Source organism: Streptacidiphilus sp. ASG 303, assembly GCF_020991365.1.
Taxonomy (GTDB): Bacteria; Actinomycetota; Actinomycetes; order Streptomycetales; family Streptomycetaceae; genus Peterkaempfera.
The window spans coordinates 152,107-170,243 of the sequence record NZ_JAJLRA010000008.1 but is presented as its reverse complement, the minus strand read 5'-3'; the positions used below and the strand labels follow the sequence as shown (position 1 = coordinate 170,243).

13 protein-coding genes and 1 pseudogene are annotated in these 18,137 nt (G+C 76.7%); 5 read left to right on the top strand and 9 right to left on the bottom strand.

Annotated features, from left to right (window positions below; all coding sequences use genetic code 11):
- Nucleotides 1-154 precede the first annotated feature (154 nt).
- Both LO771_RS13650 and LO771_RS13645 read left to right on the top strand, forming a co-directional pair.
- Complete coding sequence (locus LO771_RS13650) at nt 155-415, top strand: heavy-metal-associated domain-containing protein (protein WP_230652043.1); 261 nt, start codon at nt 155-157, stop codon at nt 413-415.
- A gap of 67 nt (nt 416-482) precedes the next feature.
- Complete coding sequence (locus LO771_RS13645; RefSeq protein WP_230652041.1) at nt 483-2,759, top strand: cation-translocating P-type ATPase; 2,277 nt, start codon at nt 483-485, stop codon at nt 2,757-2,759.
- A 242-nt stretch (nt 2,760-3,001) separates the two neighbouring features.
- On the opposite strand, the gene LO771_RS13640 is transcribed toward LO771_RS13645, so the two are convergent.
- The 4 genes from LO771_RS13640 to LO771_RS13625 all read right to left on the bottom strand — a co-directional run bounded on the left by LO771_RS13640 (nt 3,002) and on the right by LO771_RS13625 (nt 8,416).
- Nucleotides 3,002-3,721 (bottom strand): SDR family NAD(P)-dependent oxidoreductase, encoded by a 720-nt coding sequence (locus tag LO771_RS13640; RefSeq protein ID WP_230652039.1) that lies wholly within the window; start codon nt 3,719-3,721, stop codon nt 3,002-3,004.
- A gap of 468 nt (nt 3,722-4,189) precedes the next feature.
- Nucleotides 4,190-5,479 (bottom strand): citrate synthase, encoded by a 1,290-nt coding sequence (locus LO771_RS13635; RefSeq protein WP_230652037.1) that lies wholly within the window; start codon nt 5,477-5,479, stop codon nt 4,190-4,192.
- Nucleotides 5,480-5,625: 146 nt separating this feature from the next.
- Nucleotides 5,626-7,869, bottom strand: a complete 2,244-nt coding sequence (locus LO771_RS13630; RefSeq protein ID WP_230652035.1) for an ATP-dependent RecD-like DNA helicase — start codon at nt 7,867-7,869, stop codon at nt 5,626-5,628.
- A 214-nt stretch (nt 7,870-8,083) separates the two neighbouring features.
- Nucleotides 8,084-8,416, bottom strand: coding sequence for a DUF2218 domain-containing protein (locus LO771_RS13625; RefSeq protein ID WP_230652033.1), 333 nt, complete (start codon nt 8,414-8,416; stop codon nt 8,084-8,086).
- Between the two features lie 137 nt (nt 8,417-8,553).
- Here LO771_RS13625 and LO771_RS31330 point away from each other — a divergent pair.
- Nucleotides 8,554-8,973 (top strand): annotated as a pseudogene (locus LO771_RS31330) (MarR family winged helix-turn-helix transcriptional regulator); the annotation flags it as partial.
- 100 nt (nt 8,974-9,073) lie between these two features.
- On the opposite strand, the gene LO771_RS13615 reads toward LO771_RS31330, so the two are convergent.
- Nucleotides 9,074-10,096 carry an EamA family transporter gene (locus tag LO771_RS13615; RefSeq protein WP_230652232.1) on the bottom strand — a complete coding sequence of 341 codons (1,023 nt, stop codon included), beginning with the start codon at nt 10,094-10,096 and terminating at the stop codon, nt 9,074-9,076.
- 106 nt (nt 10,097-10,202) lie between these two features.
- Here LO771_RS13615 and LO771_RS13610 point away from each other — a divergent pair, with 106 nt between their 5' ends.
- A complete protein-coding gene (locus LO771_RS13610) occupies nt 10,203-11,270 on the top strand; it encodes a LysR family transcriptional regulator (protein WP_230652031.1) in 1,068 nt (355 codons plus the stop codon).
- A gap of 1 nt (nt 11,271) precedes the next feature.
- A complete protein-coding gene (locus LO771_RS13605; protein ID WP_230652029.1) occupies nt 11,272-12,090 on the top strand; it encodes a hypothetical protein in 819 nt (272 codons plus the stop codon).
- Here the strand turns inward: LO771_RS13605 and LO771_RS13600 are convergent.
- The 4 genes from LO771_RS13600 to LO771_RS13585 form a co-directional block, all read right to left on the bottom strand.
- Nucleotides 12,045-12,521: a DUF6278 family protein gene (locus LO771_RS13600; RefSeq protein ID WP_230652028.1), complete on the bottom strand. Its 477-nt coding sequence runs from the start codon at nt 12,519-12,521 to the stop codon at nt 12,045-12,047. The genes LO771_RS13605 and LO771_RS13600 overlap by 46 nt on opposite strands.
- A gap of 324 nt (nt 12,522-12,845) precedes the next feature.
- Entirely contained in the window at nt 12,846-14,546 is a 1,701-nt protein-coding gene (locus LO771_RS31030; RefSeq protein ID WP_304944804.1) for a restriction endonuclease, read from the bottom strand.
- A gap of 570 nt (nt 14,547-15,116) precedes the next feature.
- On the bottom strand, nt 15,117-16,874 hold the full coding sequence (locus tag LO771_RS13590) for a hypothetical protein (RefSeq protein ID WP_230652026.1): 1,758 nt from the start codon (nt 16,872-16,874) through the stop codon (nt 15,117-15,119).
- Between the two features lie 512 nt (nt 16,875-17,386).
- The gene (locus LO771_RS13585; RefSeq protein ID WP_230652024.1) at nt 17,387-18,031 is read right to left on the bottom strand and encodes a YigZ family protein; all 645 of its coding nucleotides are present in this window, start codon (nt 18,029-18,031) and stop codon (nt 17,387-17,389) included.
- Nucleotides 18,032-18,137: the final 106 nt, after the last annotated feature.

Below are 18,137 nucleotides of genomic sequence, written 5' to 3'. Positions count from 1 at the left end.
GGGCCGGACGGGGCGGGCTGGGCGGGTGGTTCTGCGCCCCGCCCGGCCTGCCGGGGGGCGACCGAAAGGGGCAAACCTCCGCGACCTCACTACCCTCGGCCTCATCGGCATCATCCACCCCGGACCCCCCTGCCCGGGAATACCCCAGGGGGGTATGGTGTTGTCCATCGGAGAGACCCGTCCACAGGAGGCACGAGAGATGTCCACCACCACCGTCTTCACCGTCACCGGCATGAGCTGCGGCCACTGCGAGAAGTCGATCAGCGAGGAGGTCTCCGCCCTGCCCGGCGTGACCGGCGTGTCGGCCGACGCCAAGGCGGGCACCGTGACGGTCTCCTCCGAGCAGCCGGTGGACGAGGCCGCGCTGCGCGCCGCCGTGGACGAGGCCGGCTACGAGCTGGTCGGCCGCGCCTGACCCGCCGGGGCGCGGGCCTGCCCGCCCGCGCCCCTCACCCCACTCGGCACCACCCCAGGAGGGGATCATGAGCACGAGCGCCCCCGTGCGCGAGGACCCGGACCGCGTCGAGCTGGCGATCGGTGGCATGACCTGCGCCTCCTGCGCGGCGCGGATCGAGAAGAAGCTCAACCGCCTGGACGGCGTGCAGGCGTCGGTGAACTTCGCCACCGAGAAGGCCCGCGTCGACTTCGGCCCCGGGATCCGGGTCGAGGACCTGATCGCCACCGTGGAGAAGGCCGGCTACACCGCCGAACTCCCCCCGCCGCCCGAGCCGGAGCCGGCCGCCGCGGCCGGGGCCGCCGCCGGGGCCGCCGAGCCCGGCGGGCCCGACCCGCTGCTGCAGCGCCTGCGGATCAGCGCCGCCCTGTCGGTCCCGGTCGTCCTGCTCTCCATGGTCCCCGCGCTGCAGTTCGACGACTGGCAGTGGCTGGCGTTCGCGCTGACCGGGCCGGTCGTGGCCTACGGCGGCTGGCCCTTCCACCGGGCGGCGTGGACCAACCTGCGCCACCGCGCCGCCACCATGGACACCCTGGTCTCGCTGGGCACCCTGGCCGCGTTCGGCTGGTCGGTGTGGGCCCTGTTCTGGGGCGACGCGGGCATGCGGGGGATGAAGCACGGCTTCACCCTCGCGGTCGGCGGGGCCGACGCCGCCTCCACCCTCTACCTGGAGACCGCGGCCGCCGTCACCACCCTGATCCTCCTCGGCCGGTTCTTCGAGGCCCGCTCCAAGCGCCGCGCCGGGGCCGCGCTGCGCGCCCTGCTCGACCTGGGCGCCAAGGACGTCGCGGTGCTGCGCGGCGGCCGCGAGGTCCGCGTCCCCGCCGACCGGCTGCAGGTCGGCGACCGGTTCGTGGTCCGCCCCGGGGAGAAGGTCGCCACCGACGGGGTCGTGGTGGAGGGCACCTCCGCGATCGACGCCTCCATGCTCACCGGCGAGCCGGTGCCCGTGGAGGTCGCACCCGGCGACGCCGTCACCGGTGCCACCCTCAACGCCGGCGGCCGCCTGGTGGTCGAGGCCGCCCGGGTCGGCGCCGACACGCAGCTGGCCCGGATGGCGAAGCTGGTGGAGGACGCCCAGATGGGCAAGGCCGCCGCCCAGCGGCTCGCCGACCGCATCTCCGCCGTCTTCGTCCCGGTCGTCATCCTCCTCGCCGCGGCCACGCTGGCGACCTGGCTGCTGGTCTCCGGGAACCCGGCCGAGGCGTTCACCGCCGCGGTGGCGGTGCTGATCATCGCCTGCCCCTGCGCGCTGGGCCTGGCCACCCCCACGGCCCTGATGGTGGGCACCGGCCGCGGCGCCCAGCTCGGCATCCTCATCAAGGGCCCCGAGGTCCTGGAGACCACCCGCACCGTCGACACGGTCGTCCTGGACAAGACCGGGACCGTCACCACCGGCCGCATGGCCCTGACCGCCGTGCACACCGCCGACGGCGAGGACGAGGAGGAGGTGCTGCGGCTGGCCGGCGCCCTGGAGCACGCCTCCGAGCACCCCATCGCCCGCGCCGTCGCCACCGCCGCCGCCGACCGCGTCGGGTCCCTGCCGCCCGTCGAGGAGTTCGCCGGCGTCCCCGGCCGGGGCGTGCAGGGCGTCGTCGACGGCCACGCCGTCCTCGCCGGCCGCGAGCAGTTCCTGGCCGACCGGTCCCAGCAGCTGCCCGAGGAGCTCGTCCGGGCGAAGGCCGCCGCCGAGCAGGCCGGGCGGACCGCGGTCGCGGTCGGCTGGGACGGACGGGCCCGGGCGGTGCTGGAGGTCTCCGACACCGTCAAGCCCACCAGCGCGCAGGCGGTCCGCGAGCTGCGCGCCCTGGGCCTGACGCCGGTCCTGCTCACCGGCGACAACCGGGCGGCGGCCCGGAGCGTGGCCGCCGAGGTCGGCATCGACGAGGTGATCGCCGAGGTCCTGCCCGAGGACAAGGTCGCCACGGTCCGCCGCCTCCAGGAGCAGGGCCGCACGGTGGCCATGGTCGGCGACGGCGTCAACGACGCCGCCGCCCTCGCCCAGGCCGACCTGGGCCTGGCCATGGGCACCGGCACCGACGCCGCCATCGAGGCCGGCGACCTCACCCTGGTCCGCGGCGACCTGCGGGTGGCCGCCGACGCCATCCGCCTGGCCCGGCGCACCCTGGCCACCATCAAGGGCAACCTCTTCTGGGCCTTCGCCTACAACGTCGCCGCCCTGCCGCTCGCCGCGCTCGGCCTGCTCAACCCCGTCATCGCGGGGGCGGCGATGGCCTTCTCCTCCGTCTTCGTCGTCACCAACAGCCTCCGCCTGCGCACCTTCCAGGCGGCGCGGACGGACTGACGGCGCGGACGGACCGACGGCGCGGACGGACTGACGGCGCGGACGGACTGACGGCGCGGACGGACTGACGGCGCGGACGGACTGACGGCGGCGGCGGTCCGGGGGCCGGCCCCGACGCCGGTTCGGCCTCCGGGCCGGCGGGGTGCGGGACGGCGGGGTGCTGGACGGCGGGGTGCTGGACGGCCGCCGCCGGTCCCCGGCAGGGGCAGCGGGCCCCGGCCCGGGGCCGGCGGCGGAGCCGTTCAGCGTCCCAGCAGCTCGCCGCCGTTGCAGTTGAGGATCTCGCCGGTGATGTAGCCGGCCTCGGGCGACGCCAGGAAGTACACCGCCGCCGAGACGTCGGCGGGCTGGCCGATGCGGCCCAGCAGGGTGCGCCCGGCGCGGCGGGAGAGCTCGGCCTCGTCCAGGCGGGGCCCGAAGAACTCGGTGCCGGCGACGGTGCCGGGCGCCACGATGTTGGCGGTGATGCCCGAGGGGCCGAGCTGGGCGGCGAGGAAGTGGTTCCAGGCGTGCAGGGCGCCCTTGGCGGCGCCGTACGAGCCCGCGCCGCGCAGGGCGGCGATGGAGCTGACGGTGACCACCCGGCCCTCGCCGGGGGTGAGCCGGTCGCGGACCGACTCGGTGAGCAGCACCGCCGTCATGACGTTGCGCTCGAAGTCGCCGCGCCAGCGGGCCAGCAGCGCGTGCGGGCCCGGGCCCATGGCGGTCTCGCGGCTGCCGGCGTTGTTGACCAGGACGTCGATGCGGGAGGGCAGCTCCCCCAGGGCGGCCTCCACCGCGTCCGGGTCGGCGAGGTCGCAGACCAGCGGGGTGACACCGGGGCCGAGTTCGGCGGCCGCGCGGACCAGCACCTCGCGGCGGCGGCCGACGATCACGACCCGCTCCCCCGCCTCGGCGAAGCGGCGCGCCACCGTGCGGCCGATGCCCGTGCCGCCGCCGGTCACGACGACGTTCCTGGCCATGCGTCCCTCCCTGGGCTGGTCGGCCCGGGAGGGCCGCGGTCGCGGAACGGGTGATTAGTATCACGGAGGGTGAGCGGGCCCGGCGGCGGGGGTGCCCCGGGGCGGGCCCGTCCGGGCGTGAGAGTCATCTCACACCGCACCCCGGCGCACCGCCGGAGCCTTCCGCGTCATACCTTTGGGAGTGCGGCGGCCGGGCGGACCAGCCCGCGCACGCCGCCGACGGGGTTCCGGCGGACCCCGGACACCGGACCGTCTTCGCTGGACGGTCCGCCCACGCACGGCGCCGCGACACGGAACGGGACGCTTTGAGCGGCCGTCCCGGCCGGACGTCAGGCGTCGTGCGCCGCCCCGCCCCCGGCGGGGAGGAGGCGGCAGGGGGCCCGGCCGCGCGCACCGCCCGAGGGCGGGAGGCGGCAGCCGGGCCCGGCCGGACCGGGACCGAGGGGCGCGGCAGGGCGCGCCCCGGGCTCAGCGGCTGCCGAGCGGCACGTAGTCGCGGATCTCGGTGCCGGTGTAGATCTGGCGGGGACGGCCGATGCGGCTGCCCGGGTCCTTGATCATCTCGTGCCAGTGGGCGATCCAGCCCGGCAGGCGGCCGAGGGCGAACAGCACGGTGAACATGCTGGTGGGGAAGCCCATGGCGCGGTAGATCAGGCCGGTGTAGAAGTCCACGTTCGGGTAGAGCTTGCGCTCGGTGAAGAAGTCGTCGGAGAGCGCGTGCTCCTCCAGCTTCAGCGCGATGTCCAGCAGCTCGTCGGCCTTGCCCAGCTGGGAGAGGACGTCGTGCGCGGCGCTCTTGATGATCTGGGCGCGGGGGTCGAACGACTTGTAGACGCGGTGCCCGAAGCCCATGAGCTTCACGCCGTCCTCGCGGTTCTTCACCTTGCGGATGAAGGCGTCGACGTCGCCGCCGTCGTTCTTGATCTTCTCCAGCATCTCCAGGACGGCCTGGTTGGCGCCGCCGTGCAGCGGGCCCCACAGGGCGGAGATGCCCGCCGAGATGGAGGCGAACTGGTTGGCCTGGCTGGAGCCGACCAGGCGGACCGTGGAGGTCGAGCAGTTCTGCTCGTGGTCGGCGTGCAGGATGAGCAGCTTGTCCAGGGCGTTGACGACGACCGGGTCGAGCTCGTACTCCTCGGCCGGCACCGCGAAGGTCATCCGCAGGAAGTTCTCGACGTAGCCGAGGTCGTTGCGCGGGTAGACGAACGGGTGGCCCACCGACTTCTTGTACGCGTAGGCCGCGATGGTGGGGAGCTTGGCGAGCAGGCGCACGGTGGAGAGGTGGCGCTGCTCGGGGTCGAACGGGTTGTGGCTGTCCTGGTAGAAGGTGGACAGGGCGCTGACCACCGAGGACAGCATCGCCATCGGGTGGGCGTCGCGCGGGAAGCCCTGGTAGAACCGCTTGACGTCCTCGTGCAGCAGGGTGTGCTGCGTGATCTCGTTGCGGAACGTCTCCAGCTGGTCGGCGGTGGGCAGCTCGCCGTTGATCAGGAGGTAGGCGGTCTCGATGAAGCTGCCCTGCTCCGCCAGCTGCTCGATCGGGTAGCCGCGGTAGCGCAGGATGCCGTTCTCACCGTCCACGAAGGTGATCGCGGACTTGTACGCGGCGGTGTTGCCGAAGCCGTTGTCCAGCGTGACCAGGCCGGTCTGCGCGCGGAGCTTCGAGATGTCGAAGCCGGCGTTGCCCACAGAGCTCTCGACGACGGGGTACTCGTACTCGCCGTCCTGGTACCGCAGTACTACCGAGTTGTCGCTCACGTCTTCCTCACCGACGAATGAAACCTCTGCCAAGGTGTATTGACTAGGTCTACCTTCCCCCATACGGGGGACAACCGCGCACCCGGGGTGGCCCGAAAGGGGCGGGTGTGCGCGTTCACCCCTTGAACGCGGCCGCGACCGCGACGCTAGCCCGCCGCCAGCCGGTGGTCGAGGGCGGAGTGCCGCCGCCCCGCGCTGACCGTGCGCACGGCCTGCCCGATCGCCTTGCGCGAGCCGACCAGGACGACCATGCGCTTCGCCCGGGTGACGGCCGTGTAGAGCAGGTTGCGCTGGAGCATCGTCCAGGCCGAGGTGGTGACGGGAATCACGACGGCCGGGTACTCGCTGCCCTGCGAGCGGTGGATGGTGACCGCGTAGGCGTGGGCCAGCTCGTCCAGCTCGTCGAAGGCGTAGGGGACCTCCTCGTCCTCGTCGGTGAGCACCGTGAGCCGCTGCTCCTCGGGGTTGATGCCGGTGACCACGCCGACGGTGCCGTTGAAGACGCCGTTGCGGCCCTTCTCGTAGTTGTTCCGGATCTGGGTGACCTTGTCGCCGACCCGGAAGGTGCGGCCGCCGAAGCGGCGCTCCGGGGTGTCGGGGCGGGAGGGGGTGACGGCGGCCTGGAGCAGCACGTTGAGGTTGCCGGCGCCGGCCGGGCCGCGGTGCATGGGCGCGAGGACCTGCACGTCGCGGCGCGGGTCCAGCCCGAAGCGGGCCGGGATGCGGCGGGCCACCACGTCCACCGTGAGGCCCGCGGCGCGCTCGGCGTCGTCCTCCACGAAGAGGAAGAAGTCGGCGAGGCCCTCGGTGAGCGGCGGCAGGCCCTCGTTGATGCGGTGGGCGTTGACGACCACGCCGGACTGCTGGGCCTGCCGGAAGATCCTGGTCAGGCGGACGGCGGGGACCGGTCCGCCCTCGGCCAGGACGTCGCGCAGCACCTCTCCGGCGCCGACCGACGGCAGCTGGTCGACGTCGCCCACCAGCAGCAGGTGGGCGCCGGGGGCGACCGCCTTGACCAGCTTGTTCGCAAGGATGAGGTCCAGCATGGAGGCCTCGTCGACCACCACCAGGTCGGCGTCGAGCGGATGGTCCCGGTCGTAGGCGGCGTCGCCGCCCGGCCGGAGCTCCAGCAGCCGGTGCACGGTCGACGCCTCGCAGCCGGTGAGCTCGGCCAGCCGCTTGGCGGCGCGGCCGGTGGGGGCGGCCATCACCACCTTGGCCCTCTTGGCGAGGGCGAGGGTCACGACCGACTTCACGGTGAACGACTTGCCGCACCCGGGACCGCCGGTGAGCACGGCGACCTTCTCGGTGAGCGCCAGGCGCACCGCCTGCTCCTGCTCGGGCGCCAGGTCGGCGCCGGTGCGGGTGCGCAGCCAGCCGAGCGCACGCTCCCAGTCGACGTCGGCGAAGCCGGGCATGCGGTCGGTGTCGGCGCGCAGCAGCCGCAGCAGCTGGGCGGCCAGCGAGATCTCGGCGCGGTGGAACGGCACCAGGTACACGGCGGTGACCGGGTCGCCGCCCGGCTCGGGGGAGGGCAGCCGCTCGCGGACCACGCCCTCCTCCGCGACCAGCTCCGCCAGGCACTCGATGACCAGGCCGACGTCCACCTGGAGCAGCTTGACGCCGTCGGCGATCAGGCGCTCCTCGGGGAGGTAGCAGTGCCCCTGGTCGCTGCTCTGCGACAGCGCGTACTGCAGGCCGGCCTTGACCCGCTCCGGGCTGTCGTGCGGGATGCCGACCGCCTGCGCGATGCGGTCGGCGGTGAGGAAGCCGATGCCCCACACGTCCGCGGCCAGGCGGTACGGCTGGTTCTTCACCACGCCGATGGAGGCGTCCTCGTACTGCTTGTAGATGCGGACGGCCAGGGAGGTCGAGACGCCGACGCCCTGCAGGAAGACCATCACCTCCTTGATGGCCTTCTGCTCCTCCCAGGCGGCGGCGATGAGCTTCGTGCGCTTGGGCCCGAGCTTGGGCACCTCGATCAGCCGGGCGGGCTCCCGCTCGATCACCTCGAGGGTCCCGGTGCCGAAGTGGTCGACGATCCGCTCGGCGAGCCGCGGGCCGATGCCCTTGATGAGCCCGGAGCCGAGGTAGCGGCGGATGCCCTGGACGGTGGCGGGCAGCACGGTGGTGTAGTTCTCCACCGTGAACTGCCTGCCGTACTGGGGGTGCGAGCCCCAGCGGCCGTGCAGCCGCAGCGACTCGCCGGGCTGGGCTCCGAGCAGCGCGCCGACGACGGTCAGCAGGTCGTTCGCCCCGCGGCCGGTGTCGACGCGGGCGACGGTGTAGCCGGTCTCCTCGTTGGCGTAGGTGATCCGCTCCAGGACACCCTCGACCACGGCGAGCTGCCGCTCCCCCGGCGGCTGCTGCACCGCCGCGCGTCCGCCCATGAGGCACCCCCTGCGGTCGTGCGGTACGCCTTGGCACGAACCGTACCCCCCGGCTCGGACATCGCGGGCGGCGTCCGGCGCCGGGGCAGGGGGCGGGGCGGCTCCGGGGCCGGGGCCGAGTCCGGTGACGGGGCCCGCGCCGGGACGCGGGCGGCCCGGGTCAGCCGCCTCCCGGCCGGAGTTCGCGGGGTGAGGTCCATGAGGGGGTCGGGCGTCAGTCCTGCTCCCCCTCGCCGCGGTGGACCAGGCCGGGCTCACCGGTGTCCCGGTACCACTCCACGACGAGCTCGTCCTTGGTGCCGAACCGGACCAGGTGGCGGCCGACGACGTCCTCCAGCACGGGGAGGCTCGCGGCGTCCCCCTCGACGGCCAGGAGCAGGGCGCCGGGCTCGGCGGTCAGGGTGCCGGTCCCGGCGGCGAAGGCCAGTCCGCCGCGGCCGGCCTCCTCGTCCCAGGAGGCCTCGATGCGGCGGCCGAGGTGGGAGACGAGCTGCTTGGCGTAGCGGTGCGGGCGGTCGGTGGTGACGCGCGCCTCGGATCGGGGCATGTTCCCTCCAGGGGGCCGGACGTACGCTGCGACAGGCGGGGCCGTCACCAGCCGCAAGGCGGCCCGGCCTCACCGTATTCCCCGTCCGCACCGTGCCACTACGCTGGGCGACCACCCCGCACCGAGGAGCCCCGCCCATGGCCCCGCCGACCACCAGGTCCGCCGGCGGACCGGCCGCCGCCCGGCCCGCCGCCGGCTCCGGCACCCCTGTCCGGCCCGGCGACGACGCCCGGCCCGACGCCCCGCGACCCGACGCCCCGCAGCCCGGCGGCACCGCCGAGCCCGGTGACGCCGCCGAGCTCGCCGACGCGCTGACGCGCGCCGTGAAGCGGATGCGCCGCCGCACCGCCGCGGGCCTGGAGCCGTACGGGATCACGCCGGGCCAGGGGCGCGCGCTGCGGGTCCTGGCGCACGCGTCGGACTGCGAGACCCCCGGCCGCGCCATGCGCCTGAGCGAACTGGCCGACGTCCTGCACATCGCCCCCCGCTCGGCGACCACGGTGGTGGACGCCCTGGAGGCGTCCGGCCTGGTGGTGCGCGCACCGGACCCGGCCGACCGGCGGGCCGTCGGCCTGCACCTCACCGAGGCGGGCCGGCGGGCCGTGGAGCGGATCGGCCTGGTCCGGCAGGAGGTCGCCGAGGAGTACTTCGCCGACGTCAGCGCCGGGGACCGGGAGGCGCTGCTGCGCGTCCTGCGCCGGACGGAGGCGTCGTACGGGGTGCGGACGGCGCACCCGCAGCGCGAGCAGGGACCGGGGCCGGACCGGGACCTGGAGCGGGACGGTGGTCCGGGGCGGTGCCCGGGGCAGGGGCGGGGCCTGTCCGGCGGCGCGGCCTGAGGGCCGTGAGCCCGACCCCGCCGACCACCAGGACCGCCGCGCAGGCGGCCGCCGGGCTGATCCGCTCGCCGAGCAGCAGCCAGGCCGAGGACATGCCGAAGACCGGGACGAGCAGCGAGTACGGCGCCACCGCCGAGGCGTCGTAGGCGCGCAGCAGGTACCCCCACGCGCCGAAGCCGAAGAGGGTGGCGGCCCACGCGACGTAGGCGACCGCCCCGAGGCCGGCCGGGGTGATGGTGCGCAGCGCCTCGAGGTCCGCCCGCGGCCCCTCGAACAGCAGGGAGAGGGCGAGGAGCGGGAGCGGCGGCACGGCGCTCACCCAGACCATCCAGCGGAGCATGTCGGGCGGGGCGGCCCGGCGGGTCAGCACGTTGGAGAGCCCCCAGGCCGCCGCCGCGGCGACGACCAGGGCGAAGGATCCGGCCGGGCCGCCGGCGCCCCGGTCGGCGGCGACCAGGGCGATGCCCAGGAGGGCCAGGGCCATGCCCGCCAGGCGCAGGCGGCCGGGGCGCTCGCGCAGCAGCACCGCGGCGAAGACGGCGGTGAAGACGGCCTGGCTCTGCAGCACGAGCGAGGAGAGCCCGGCGGGCATGCCGGCGTGCATGCCGACGAACAGCAGGCCGAACTTGACCACGCCCAGCACGAACCCGACCGCCAGGACCCACCGCCACGGGACCCGCGGCGGCCCGGCGAACAGCACGCCGGGCAGGGCGACCGCGGTGAACCGCAGGGCGCAGAAGAGCAGCGGCGGGAAGTCGTGCAGCCCGACGTCGATGAGGACGAAGTTGAGGCCCCAGACGGCTGCGACCGCGACCGCGAGGCCGATGTGGGCGGGGGTCATGGCGCCGCGTCCTGCGGCGGGGGGCGGGGGCATGGCACGAGGATGGCGCCGGACAACCGTTCAGCACCAGCGATGACATCTGAAGACCTGGGTTTAGCATCGCTGCATGATGGATTTCGGACGGCTCCGCGCGCTGCACGCGGTGGCGGTGCACGGCTCGGTGGGAGCGGCGGCCGCCTCGCTGGGCTTCACCCCCTCGGCGGTCTCCCAGCAGATCTCCAAACTGGAGCGCGAGACCCGGACCGTCCTGCTGGAGCGGCGCGGCCGGGGCGTGGTGCTCACCGACGCCGCGCAGGCGCTCGCCGCCACGGCACGGCAGGTGCTGGCGCTGGTGGAGCAGGCGGAGGTGTCCCTGGAGGAGCAGCGCGGACGCGCCGCCGGGCGGCTCATGGTGGCGGCCTTCGCGACCGCGGCCCGCGGGCTGCTGCCGGGGGCGCTGGCGGAGCTGCAGGTCCGGTGCCCGGACCTGGACGTGCGCCTGCTGGAGACCGACCCCTACCAGGCCGCCGAGATGGTCGCCCGCGGCGAGGTTGACCTCGCGGTGGTGCAGGACTGGGAGAACACGCCGCTGCCCGTGCCCGACGGGCTGGCCCGGGAGGACTTCGGCACGGACCCGGTGGACCTGGTCCTGCCCGCCGGGCACCCGCTGGCGGCCGCGGCGGTGGTCGGCACCGCCGACCTGCGGGGCCGGCGGTGGATCAGCGTCCCGCCGGGCAACATCTGCCACGACTGGCTGGTCCGCACCATGCGGGAGGCCGGCGAGGAGCCGGACGTGGCCCACCAGGTGGGCGAGTTCGAGACGCAGATCGCCCTGGTCGCGGCGGGCCTGGGGGTGGGGCTGGTGCCGCGGCTCGGCCGCGGTCCGCTCCCGCCGGGGGTGGTGGCGCGGCCGGTGCGGCCGGAGCCGGTCCGCCGGGTGTTCGCGCTCTGGCGGCAGCAGGCGTCGCGCCGCCCGGCGATCACGGCGGCGCTGGCTGCGGTGCGGGACCACTGGCCGATGCGGGGTGCCGCCCCCGAGCCGGGCACGGGGCGGACGGCGGGCACGGGGCGGACGGCGGGCACGGGGCGGACGGCGGGCGCCCTGCGTTCGGTCGCCGTTCCGGCGGCGGCCCCCGCCCCGGATCCGGTCCCCGGGAACGGTGGAACCGGGCGGGCACCGGCCGCGTCGGATTGACATGACTGCGACGCACACAGACCGGTCCGGACCGCTGGGCAGCACGTCGGCGGGCAGCACGTCGGCGGGCGGCCCGCAGGCCGGCGGCACACGAGCGGGCGGCGCGCGGAGGCGGAGGGGCGGGCCGGCGGCCGGACTGCTCGCCGCCGTCCTGGGCGCGGCCGTCCTGGCGGGCTGCGGCTCCACCCCGTCCGCCCGGGTCACCCCGGGCGGGGATCCGTCCGGGAGCGGCACCGCCGGGTCGTCGGCCGCTCCCCCGCCCCCGGCCCCACCCACCGGGTCCCCGTCGGGACCGGCCGGGACGGGCGGCCACCGGGTGGACGCCGGGACCGTCCTCCTCCGCGTGGCGGTGGGCATCCCGAGCGGCGCCGACTCGGTGCTCACCACCCCGCAGGACGCCCGGGCGTACCCGCACTGGTTCGACGTGGGCGGCGGGAAGGAGACGGCCGCGGCACTGCGCGCCAGGCTCGCCGGCAGCGGACCGGCCGTCCCGGCGCCGGGGCAGGTGCTCGTCGCGGTGACCGACGCGGTCGGCTGCGGGAAGCCGACCGGCGCCGAACTGTGGGCGCGCGGATCAGACCTCACGGTGCGCTGGACCGGCGGCGGGCCGGCACCGCAGGAGTGCCTGGCGCCGTTCAGGGCGGTGGCGGTGTTCCGCATGCCGGCGTCGTCCCTCCCGGCCCACCCGACGGTGGAGGGACACCGCCCGGACCCGGCCGGACCCGGGATGGGCCGCCACCCGGCGCCCGGCGGGCCGGGGGCTCCGGCGGCGGGTCAGTCCTCCTCGGCCTCCGCGCAGGCGACCGCCAGCTCGGGGTAGCCGTCGGTGGCCCAGCTGTGGCCCATCCGCACCACGTCCAGTTCGCGCCCCGCGGGCAGCAGCACCGTCGGGCGGCCGTCCGGCCAGACGCGCCAGGCGGCCCCCGGCACGGTGCGGACGATGACGGTGCCCAGGTAGAGGCCGGCGTCGTTGCCCAGCCAGTCGGACGCCTCCGGGTCGTCACGCCAACGGGGCAGCAGCTGGTCGAGCGCGGAGAGGGACGCCGGGGTGTCGTCCAGGACGACGCCGGCCAGGCCCGCCTGCTCGCGCAGCAGTTCGCACTCGGCGAGGAGTCCGCCGATCCCCTCGCCGGTCCCCCCGGTCCCATCGGTCCCCCCGGCCGCGGCGGCCGCGTCGGACGCCTGTGCCGCCGGTGCGACCGCCGCCCCGCCGTGCCGGGCACGCCACCTGTCCACAAACGCGATTCCCATACCCACCAGCGTGACAGCCTGCGGCCGCCGGGAACAGGACCCGCAACCGAACGGCGCGCTGCGGGCGCCGCGCCCCGGGAGTCCGCGCCGGGGCCGCCCGACCGGGGCGCGCTGCGGGCTCGACGCCTTCCGGCGCGCCCCGGCCGCACGCGGTGCCGCGGTGGCCCGGCGCGCGGGGACGGTCCGCGCCTGCGCCGCGGCCCTCCGGCGGCGCAGGCGCGCGAGACCGCAGCCGACGGTCGGGGAACGCGGTCGGCGGTGGCGGTCGGCGGTCGGCGGTCGGCGGTCGGCGGAGGAGACGATCGGCCGGGACCGCGGGGTCCGTCAGTCCGTGCCGGAGGCGAGCTCCCCGTCCAGGTGGGTGCGGAGCAGCAGGCGCAGCCGATCGCCGTCGATCAGCAGCAGCCGCTCGTCGGCGGCGGCGAGTTCGGCCGCCTCGGGGGTGAAGTGCGCCGTGGTCAGCCAGACGCCCCCGTCCGCGCGCTCCTCGGCGACGGCCTCGGCCAGGGTCCGAACCGCATCGGCGTCGACCCCGTCGGGGCGGCGGGCCGCCCAGACCACCCGGCGCCCCGGCAGCGCCGCCGCCTCGCCGCCCTCGGCGACCGCGACCAGGCCGTCGCGGCCCCGCAGCCGGAGCGTCCAGCCGCCGAGCCCCATACGGGCCGTCAGTTCGCGTATCAGCCGGGAGAACTCCGCCGGTGAGAGATCCCCCTCGGCGGGCACCGCGGCGCTGGCGGTGGCCAGGGGCGTGACCGGCGCGGGCCCGTACGGGTCGGGGGTGACCGCGGAGGGCAGCGCGCGGAGCACCGCGAGGGCGTCCTCCCGGTCGGCACGGTCGGCACGGTTGCCGCGGGCAGGGAGGCCGGGACGGCCGGGCGGCAGCAGGCGGGTGCGGGCGAGGTCGTCCCGGTCGGCGTCGACGGTGAGCAGGCAGCAGCCGCCCGGCGGCGTGCCCGGCCCCCGGACGAAGCCGTTGAGCACGACGCCGCCCAGGACCTCGTCGCCGTCCGCGGCCGCGACCGCGTGCAGGGCGCGCAGGGCCAGGCGGGCGGCGAGCTGGAGGTAGTGGACGGCCCGCTCGCTGTCCGGGCGGGGCACCGGCTCCGGGGGTCCGCCCTCGGCGGAGGGCCGGTAGCCGGCGATGGACGGGACGATCTGGGGCGAGGGCAGTTCCAGGTCGAGCACGGCGGTGCGGGTGAGCGGCCGGAAGGCCGTCCGGCAGGCGGCGGGCAGGTCGGGGGTGGCGTGCCCGGCTGCGGCGAGTGCCCGTTCCAGGAGCGACTCCACGGCGGCCGGTTCGGCGGCCCGGTAGGCGCGGCGGCACTCGTCGAGGGTGGCGTTGTACTCCTCCACGGCGCGCGCACGGGCCAGCTCGGCACGTTCGTGCTCGATGCGGTCCTGCCGGGCGCGGGTCCGGGCGTCGTCGTCGCCGTCCAGCAGCTCCTGGCGCTCCCGCCACTCCCGCAGGGCGCGCTGGTGCCGCAGGCGCGCCTGGGCGCGCTCCCGCTGGTACACGGGGTCGAGCAGGCGGCGGCCGGCGTCGGCGGCGTCTGCGGACCCGGCGGGCGCGCCCGCCGGCTCGGGCGGTGCGAACTCCTCCCAGCGGGGCGGTTCGGCGGTTGCCGGGGCGACGTAGGGGCGGGGTTCGTGGACACGCCGCTGCGACGCGAAGTCGACCGCCGGGCCGGGGCGGCCGGCGCGGTCGAGCAGGTCGAGGAAGCGCGCCAGTTCGGCCGCCGCGGTGGCGGTGCGCTCGCGGGCGACGCGGACGCCGTGGTCCGGTGCGCCGCCGGCCCCGGGCCCCGCCCAGGGAGCGTCCGGCGCCGTGGCGGTGCCGCGCCCCGCCGGGGGGCCGGACTGCTCCGGATCGCCGGACGCCGGGCCGGCCGGCACGGTGACGCCCGGCGCAACGGGGCCGGGCGGGGTGCCGTCGGGGACCGGGTCGTGCGGGACGGGACCGTCCGGATCCCGGCGGAACAGGGAGCGGGTGAGGCGGCCGGTGGTGCGGTTCTGCGGGTACTGCATCGGCGGTCGCTCCCCCGTGGTCGGCTTCGTCCGGTCGCGCGGCAGGTCGTCGGGTACCGGGGGCCTCGCCCGCGGGCGTTCCGGCGGCCCCCGGGGCCATTGTTCCGCCCCGGAGGGTCCTGTGGGGGATCACCGGCGAGCTTTCCGGCGGACGGGGGCGCGCCGGAGCGCGGGGGGTGCGCCCCAGAGGCGTCCCGGCCGCGTCCGGGCGGCCGTGCCGTGACGGCACTGCCGCAGGAGCGGTGCCGCCCCGGAGGTGCAGCGCCGGAGGCGGCGCGGTCGCGGCGGCCGGCCGGCCCCGTTCCGGTGGATCCCGCCCGGAGGCGGAACCCCGGGCCCCGGCCTCTGCGGAGGAACGTGCCTCTGCCGCAGCCGACAGCCCCGGACGCCTCCGGACCCGCGCACGGGGAGCGACCAGGGCCGGCGCCGGGAACGGCCCGGCGCCCAGGCCTCCGGGCCCGCGCACGCGGAGTGGCGGGACACCGGGGGCAGCGGAGGGCGGACCCCCCGGCCCGCGTCCGCCGCTCCGCACCGGGGCGGAGACCCGGCGGCGGGCGCCGCTTCCGCCGCTCAGTTCGTCCGGGTGTTGGTGAGGTGGAGTCCTATGTATCCGATGTAGATGCGGCCGGTGCCGGAGCAGTCGTCGAGGTAGTGCAGCCGGGGCGCGGTACCGCCGCCGCCGATGCGCAGGTGGGCCCCCATGAAGGCGCGGCCGGAGGGGTCGACCGCATGGGGCACCGGCAGCATCCGCTCCTTCTTCCACTTCGCGTTGGTGCTCACGGTGTGCGACTCCCCGCGGACGGCCTTGCGCGGTGGGAAGGGGTGGCAGTCCGGCGGAGTGTGCTCGCACCACTGCTTGAAGTCGCCGTGGGCGCGGCCGCGCGCGGCCGCGTCGGCGTAGTCCTGGAGGGCCAGCAGGCCGTCCCAGGCGAGGCGCGCCCATCCGGGCCCGGCGTTGCGCTCGTCGAGGGCCAGCGCCTCCTTGACGTCCCCGGTGAACACCAGGGACGGGAACTCGCCGAGGCGGGCGACGAGTTCGGCGAAGGTCGCCGGGTTGGCGTCCTCCTCCCGCCGTGCGTCGCCGGCGACCTCCGCCGGATCGGCGGCGGCCGGGCCGGCGGCGCTGACCAGCCTGCGGGTGAGCACCCGGACCTGCGCCCGGGCGTGCCTCAGCGCCTCGTACTGGTCGTCGGCCTCGGCCAGGAGGGAGCGCTCGAGCCTTTCGGCGTGCTGGAGTTGACGCCTTATGCGCTGCAGTTCGTCCGCTCCCGCCTGCTCCTCCCGTGCGGACTCCTCGGCGGCCTCGGCGGCCCGGGCGTCCTGGTCGGTCCGGGCGCCCCGGGCGTTCTGGTCGGCCGGGGGGCTGCCGGGCCGGGGCGGCGCAGGGGGCAGGGGAAGCGTCCGGAGCACCGGGACGTCGGCGAGGACGTCCGGCAGCGGGGTGTCGGCGGCGAGCCGGCGCGGCTCCCGGGCGAGGATGGCGGCGGCGCGGCGCGGATCGTCCTCCAGGAGGCGGCGCGACATCACGGGGTGGTGGACGCCGTCGCCGCGGGCGGCCGGGTCGAGTCCGGGGAGGTAGGTGCGGACGGCCCCGCCGTAGACGGGGTGGTACTCCAGCGCCAGGTTGAAGGCCGGGCGGGCGGCGTGGTCGAGGACGTAGAGGACGGCCAGGCCGGTGAGGCCGGCCACGGCGGGCCGGACGGCGTCGGCGAGCCAGGCGTCGCGGTCCAGGTCGGCGGGGACGCTGGCGACCACGATCGGCAGCCGGCGGTCGGGGTCGCACAGCTCGTCGATCAGGCGGTCCACGGCGCGGGGGCCGACCACGGCGGGTCGGTCGCGGACTGCGGCCGGGCCGTCGGAGGCGTCGAGCAGCGGGAGCAGGTCGCGGGCGAGGCCGGGGACGGGCACCCGCCCGGAGCTGCGCACCCCGGGGCCGTTGGGCAGGTGCTCGGCCTCCAGGCGGACCCAGGTGGGACCCCCGGACGGGGTCGCCACGGTGAGGGTCGTCTGGCGGACGCCGTGCGGTGCGGGCTGGCGGACGCGGCGGCGCAGGTAGCGGCCGGTGCCGCCGCGCAGCGGTCCGGCGTCGAGGTCGAGGGAGGCGCGGTCGCCTATGCGGTACCGGGCGGCCTCGGGCGGGGCGGCACCGTCCGCGACGGGAGGGGCGGGGGCGGCGGGGGGCTCGTCGTAGCCCTCCTGCTTGAGCCAGCCGCGGAGCCGCTGGTCGGCGAGGGCGGCGGTGTCGGTGTGGCCGTGGCCGCTGGTGACGACCATGCGGTAGCGGGCTGCGGGCGGATCGGACTGGTCGGACGAGGTGGGACGGGTCATGCGCTGGTCCTCCCGTGGTGCTGCGGTGGGATCCTGCTGTCCTCCGTGGGTGGGTGTCGGCCGTCGGCCGGGCGAGGTGTCCCGTCCGTACCGGTTGGTGGGAGAACGCCGCCGCCCCGGGCATGAGTTCCTGGGCCGGACGGTGGTCACCCGTTCGAGTGATTCGGCGGTTGCGGAGCGCAGCCGGGGCGGCTTTCGGGGGAGAGGCCCGGGGAAGGTCCGGACGGGGCCGTACGGGGCCGCACGGGGCCGTACGGGGCCGGCGGGGGCCGTAGGGAGCGGCGTGCGCACCGGCCCGGCGTGCGCCCGGCGGGGCCTCCCCCGGACGCCGGGGGCGCCTGGGCGGGGCGCACGGGCACGTCGGTACGGCCGGCCGGCCGGCGATGTGCGGAAGCGGCACCGGGCACGCGCCGGACCGGTCGCGGGCGGCGGGCCCGGGCAGGCGCAGGCGGACGGGCGGACCCGCCACGGGCGGCGGGCACGGGCGGCGGCTGCGGGCCCGGCCCGGCCGGTCAGTCCGCGTCGGCCTCGATGCGCGTCCGCCCCGTCTCGACGGCGGAGGCGGTGCCGCCCGTGGCCTCCGCCAGCCAGGCGTGGAAGGCGGCGGTGCCGGACTCGGGCACCCCGACCTCGATGCGGACCCCCGCGGCGCCGTAGGAGACGTCGCGCACGGCGTGCCCGGCGGCCCTCAGATCGTTCTCCAGCCGTCCCGCGCGGACGTGGTCGGCGGTGACGGCGAGCAGGGCGACGGGCCGCAGTTCCACCACGCCGGCGAGGTCGAGCGTCTCGGAGACCGCGGAGCCGTAGGCCCGCACCAGGCCGCCCGCCCCCAGCAGCACCCCGCCGAACCAGCGGGAGACCACCGCGACCGTGTCGGTGAGCCCGCGGCGGCGCAGCACCTCCAGCATCGGCACGCCCGCCGTCCCGGCGGGCTCCCCGTCGTCGCTGGAGCGCTCCCGGCGCTGCTCGTCCCCGACGACGAACGCGGTGCAGTTGTGCCGGGCGTCCCAGAACTCCTTGCGGACCGCCGCGATGAACGCCTGCGCCTCCTCCTCGTCGGCGACCCGGGCGAGGGAGCAGACGAAGCGGGACTTCTTGATCTCGATGCCGTGCCGGGCCGGCCCCTTGACGGTGAGGTGGCGGTGCGGGTCGGACATGGCGGATGCGGCTCCCGGGAGGGCGGGTCGGTGTCACCGTCCACCCTATGCGCGGGCCCGGCGGGAGGCGGTATGCCCCTCATGTCAGGTTCCGTACAAAGCTTCG

Excerpts from the sequence above, each read along its gene's own strand:
- LO771_RS13625 (WP_230652033.1), bottom strand. The coding sequence starts at position 8,416 with ATGCCCCGATCCGAGGCGCGCGTCACCACCGACCGCCCGCACCGCTAC.
- LO771_RS13600 (WP_230652028.1), bottom strand. The coding sequence starts at position 12,521 with ATGGGAATCGCGTTTGTGGACAGGTGGCGTGCCCGGCACGGCGGGGCG.
- LO771_RS13650 (WP_230652043.1), top strand. The coding sequence starts at position 155 with ATGGTGTTGTCCATCGGAGAGACCCGTCCACAGGAGGCACGAGAGATG.
- LO771_RS13610 (WP_230652031.1), top strand. The coding sequence starts at position 10,203 with ATGATGGATTTCGGACGGCTCCGCGCGCTGCACGCGGTGGCGGTGCAC.
- LO771_RS13590 (WP_230652026.1), bottom strand. The coding sequence starts at position 16,874 with ATGACCCGTCCCACCTCGTCCGACCAGTCCGATCCGCCCGCAGCCCGC.
- LO771_RS13645 (WP_230652041.1), top strand. The coding sequence starts at position 483 with ATGAGCACGAGCGCCCCCGTGCGCGAGGACCCGGACCGCGTCGAGCTG.
- LO771_RS13615 (WP_230652232.1), bottom strand. The coding sequence starts at position 10,096 with ATGACCCCCGCCCACATCGGCCTCGCGGTCGCGGTCGCAGCCGTCTGG.
- LO771_RS13640 (WP_230652039.1), bottom strand. The coding sequence starts at position 3,721 with ATGGCCAGGAACGTCGTCGTGACCGGCGGCGGCACGGGCATCGGCCGC.
- LO771_RS13605 (WP_230652029.1), top strand. The coding sequence starts at position 11,272 with ATGACTGCGACGCACACAGACCGGTCCGGACCGCTGGGCAGCACGTCG.
- LO771_RS13585 (WP_230652024.1), bottom strand. The coding sequence starts at position 18,031 with ATGTCCGACCCGCACCGCCACCTCACCGTCAAGGGGCCGGCCCGGCAC.
- LO771_RS13630 (WP_230652035.1), bottom strand. The coding sequence starts at position 7,869 with ATGGGCGGACGCGCGGCGGTGCAGCAGCCGCCGGGGGAGCGGCAGCTC.
- LO771_RS31030 (WP_304944804.1), bottom strand. The coding sequence starts at position 14,546 with ATGCAGTACCCGCAGAACCGCACCACCGGCCGCCTCACCCGCTCCCTG.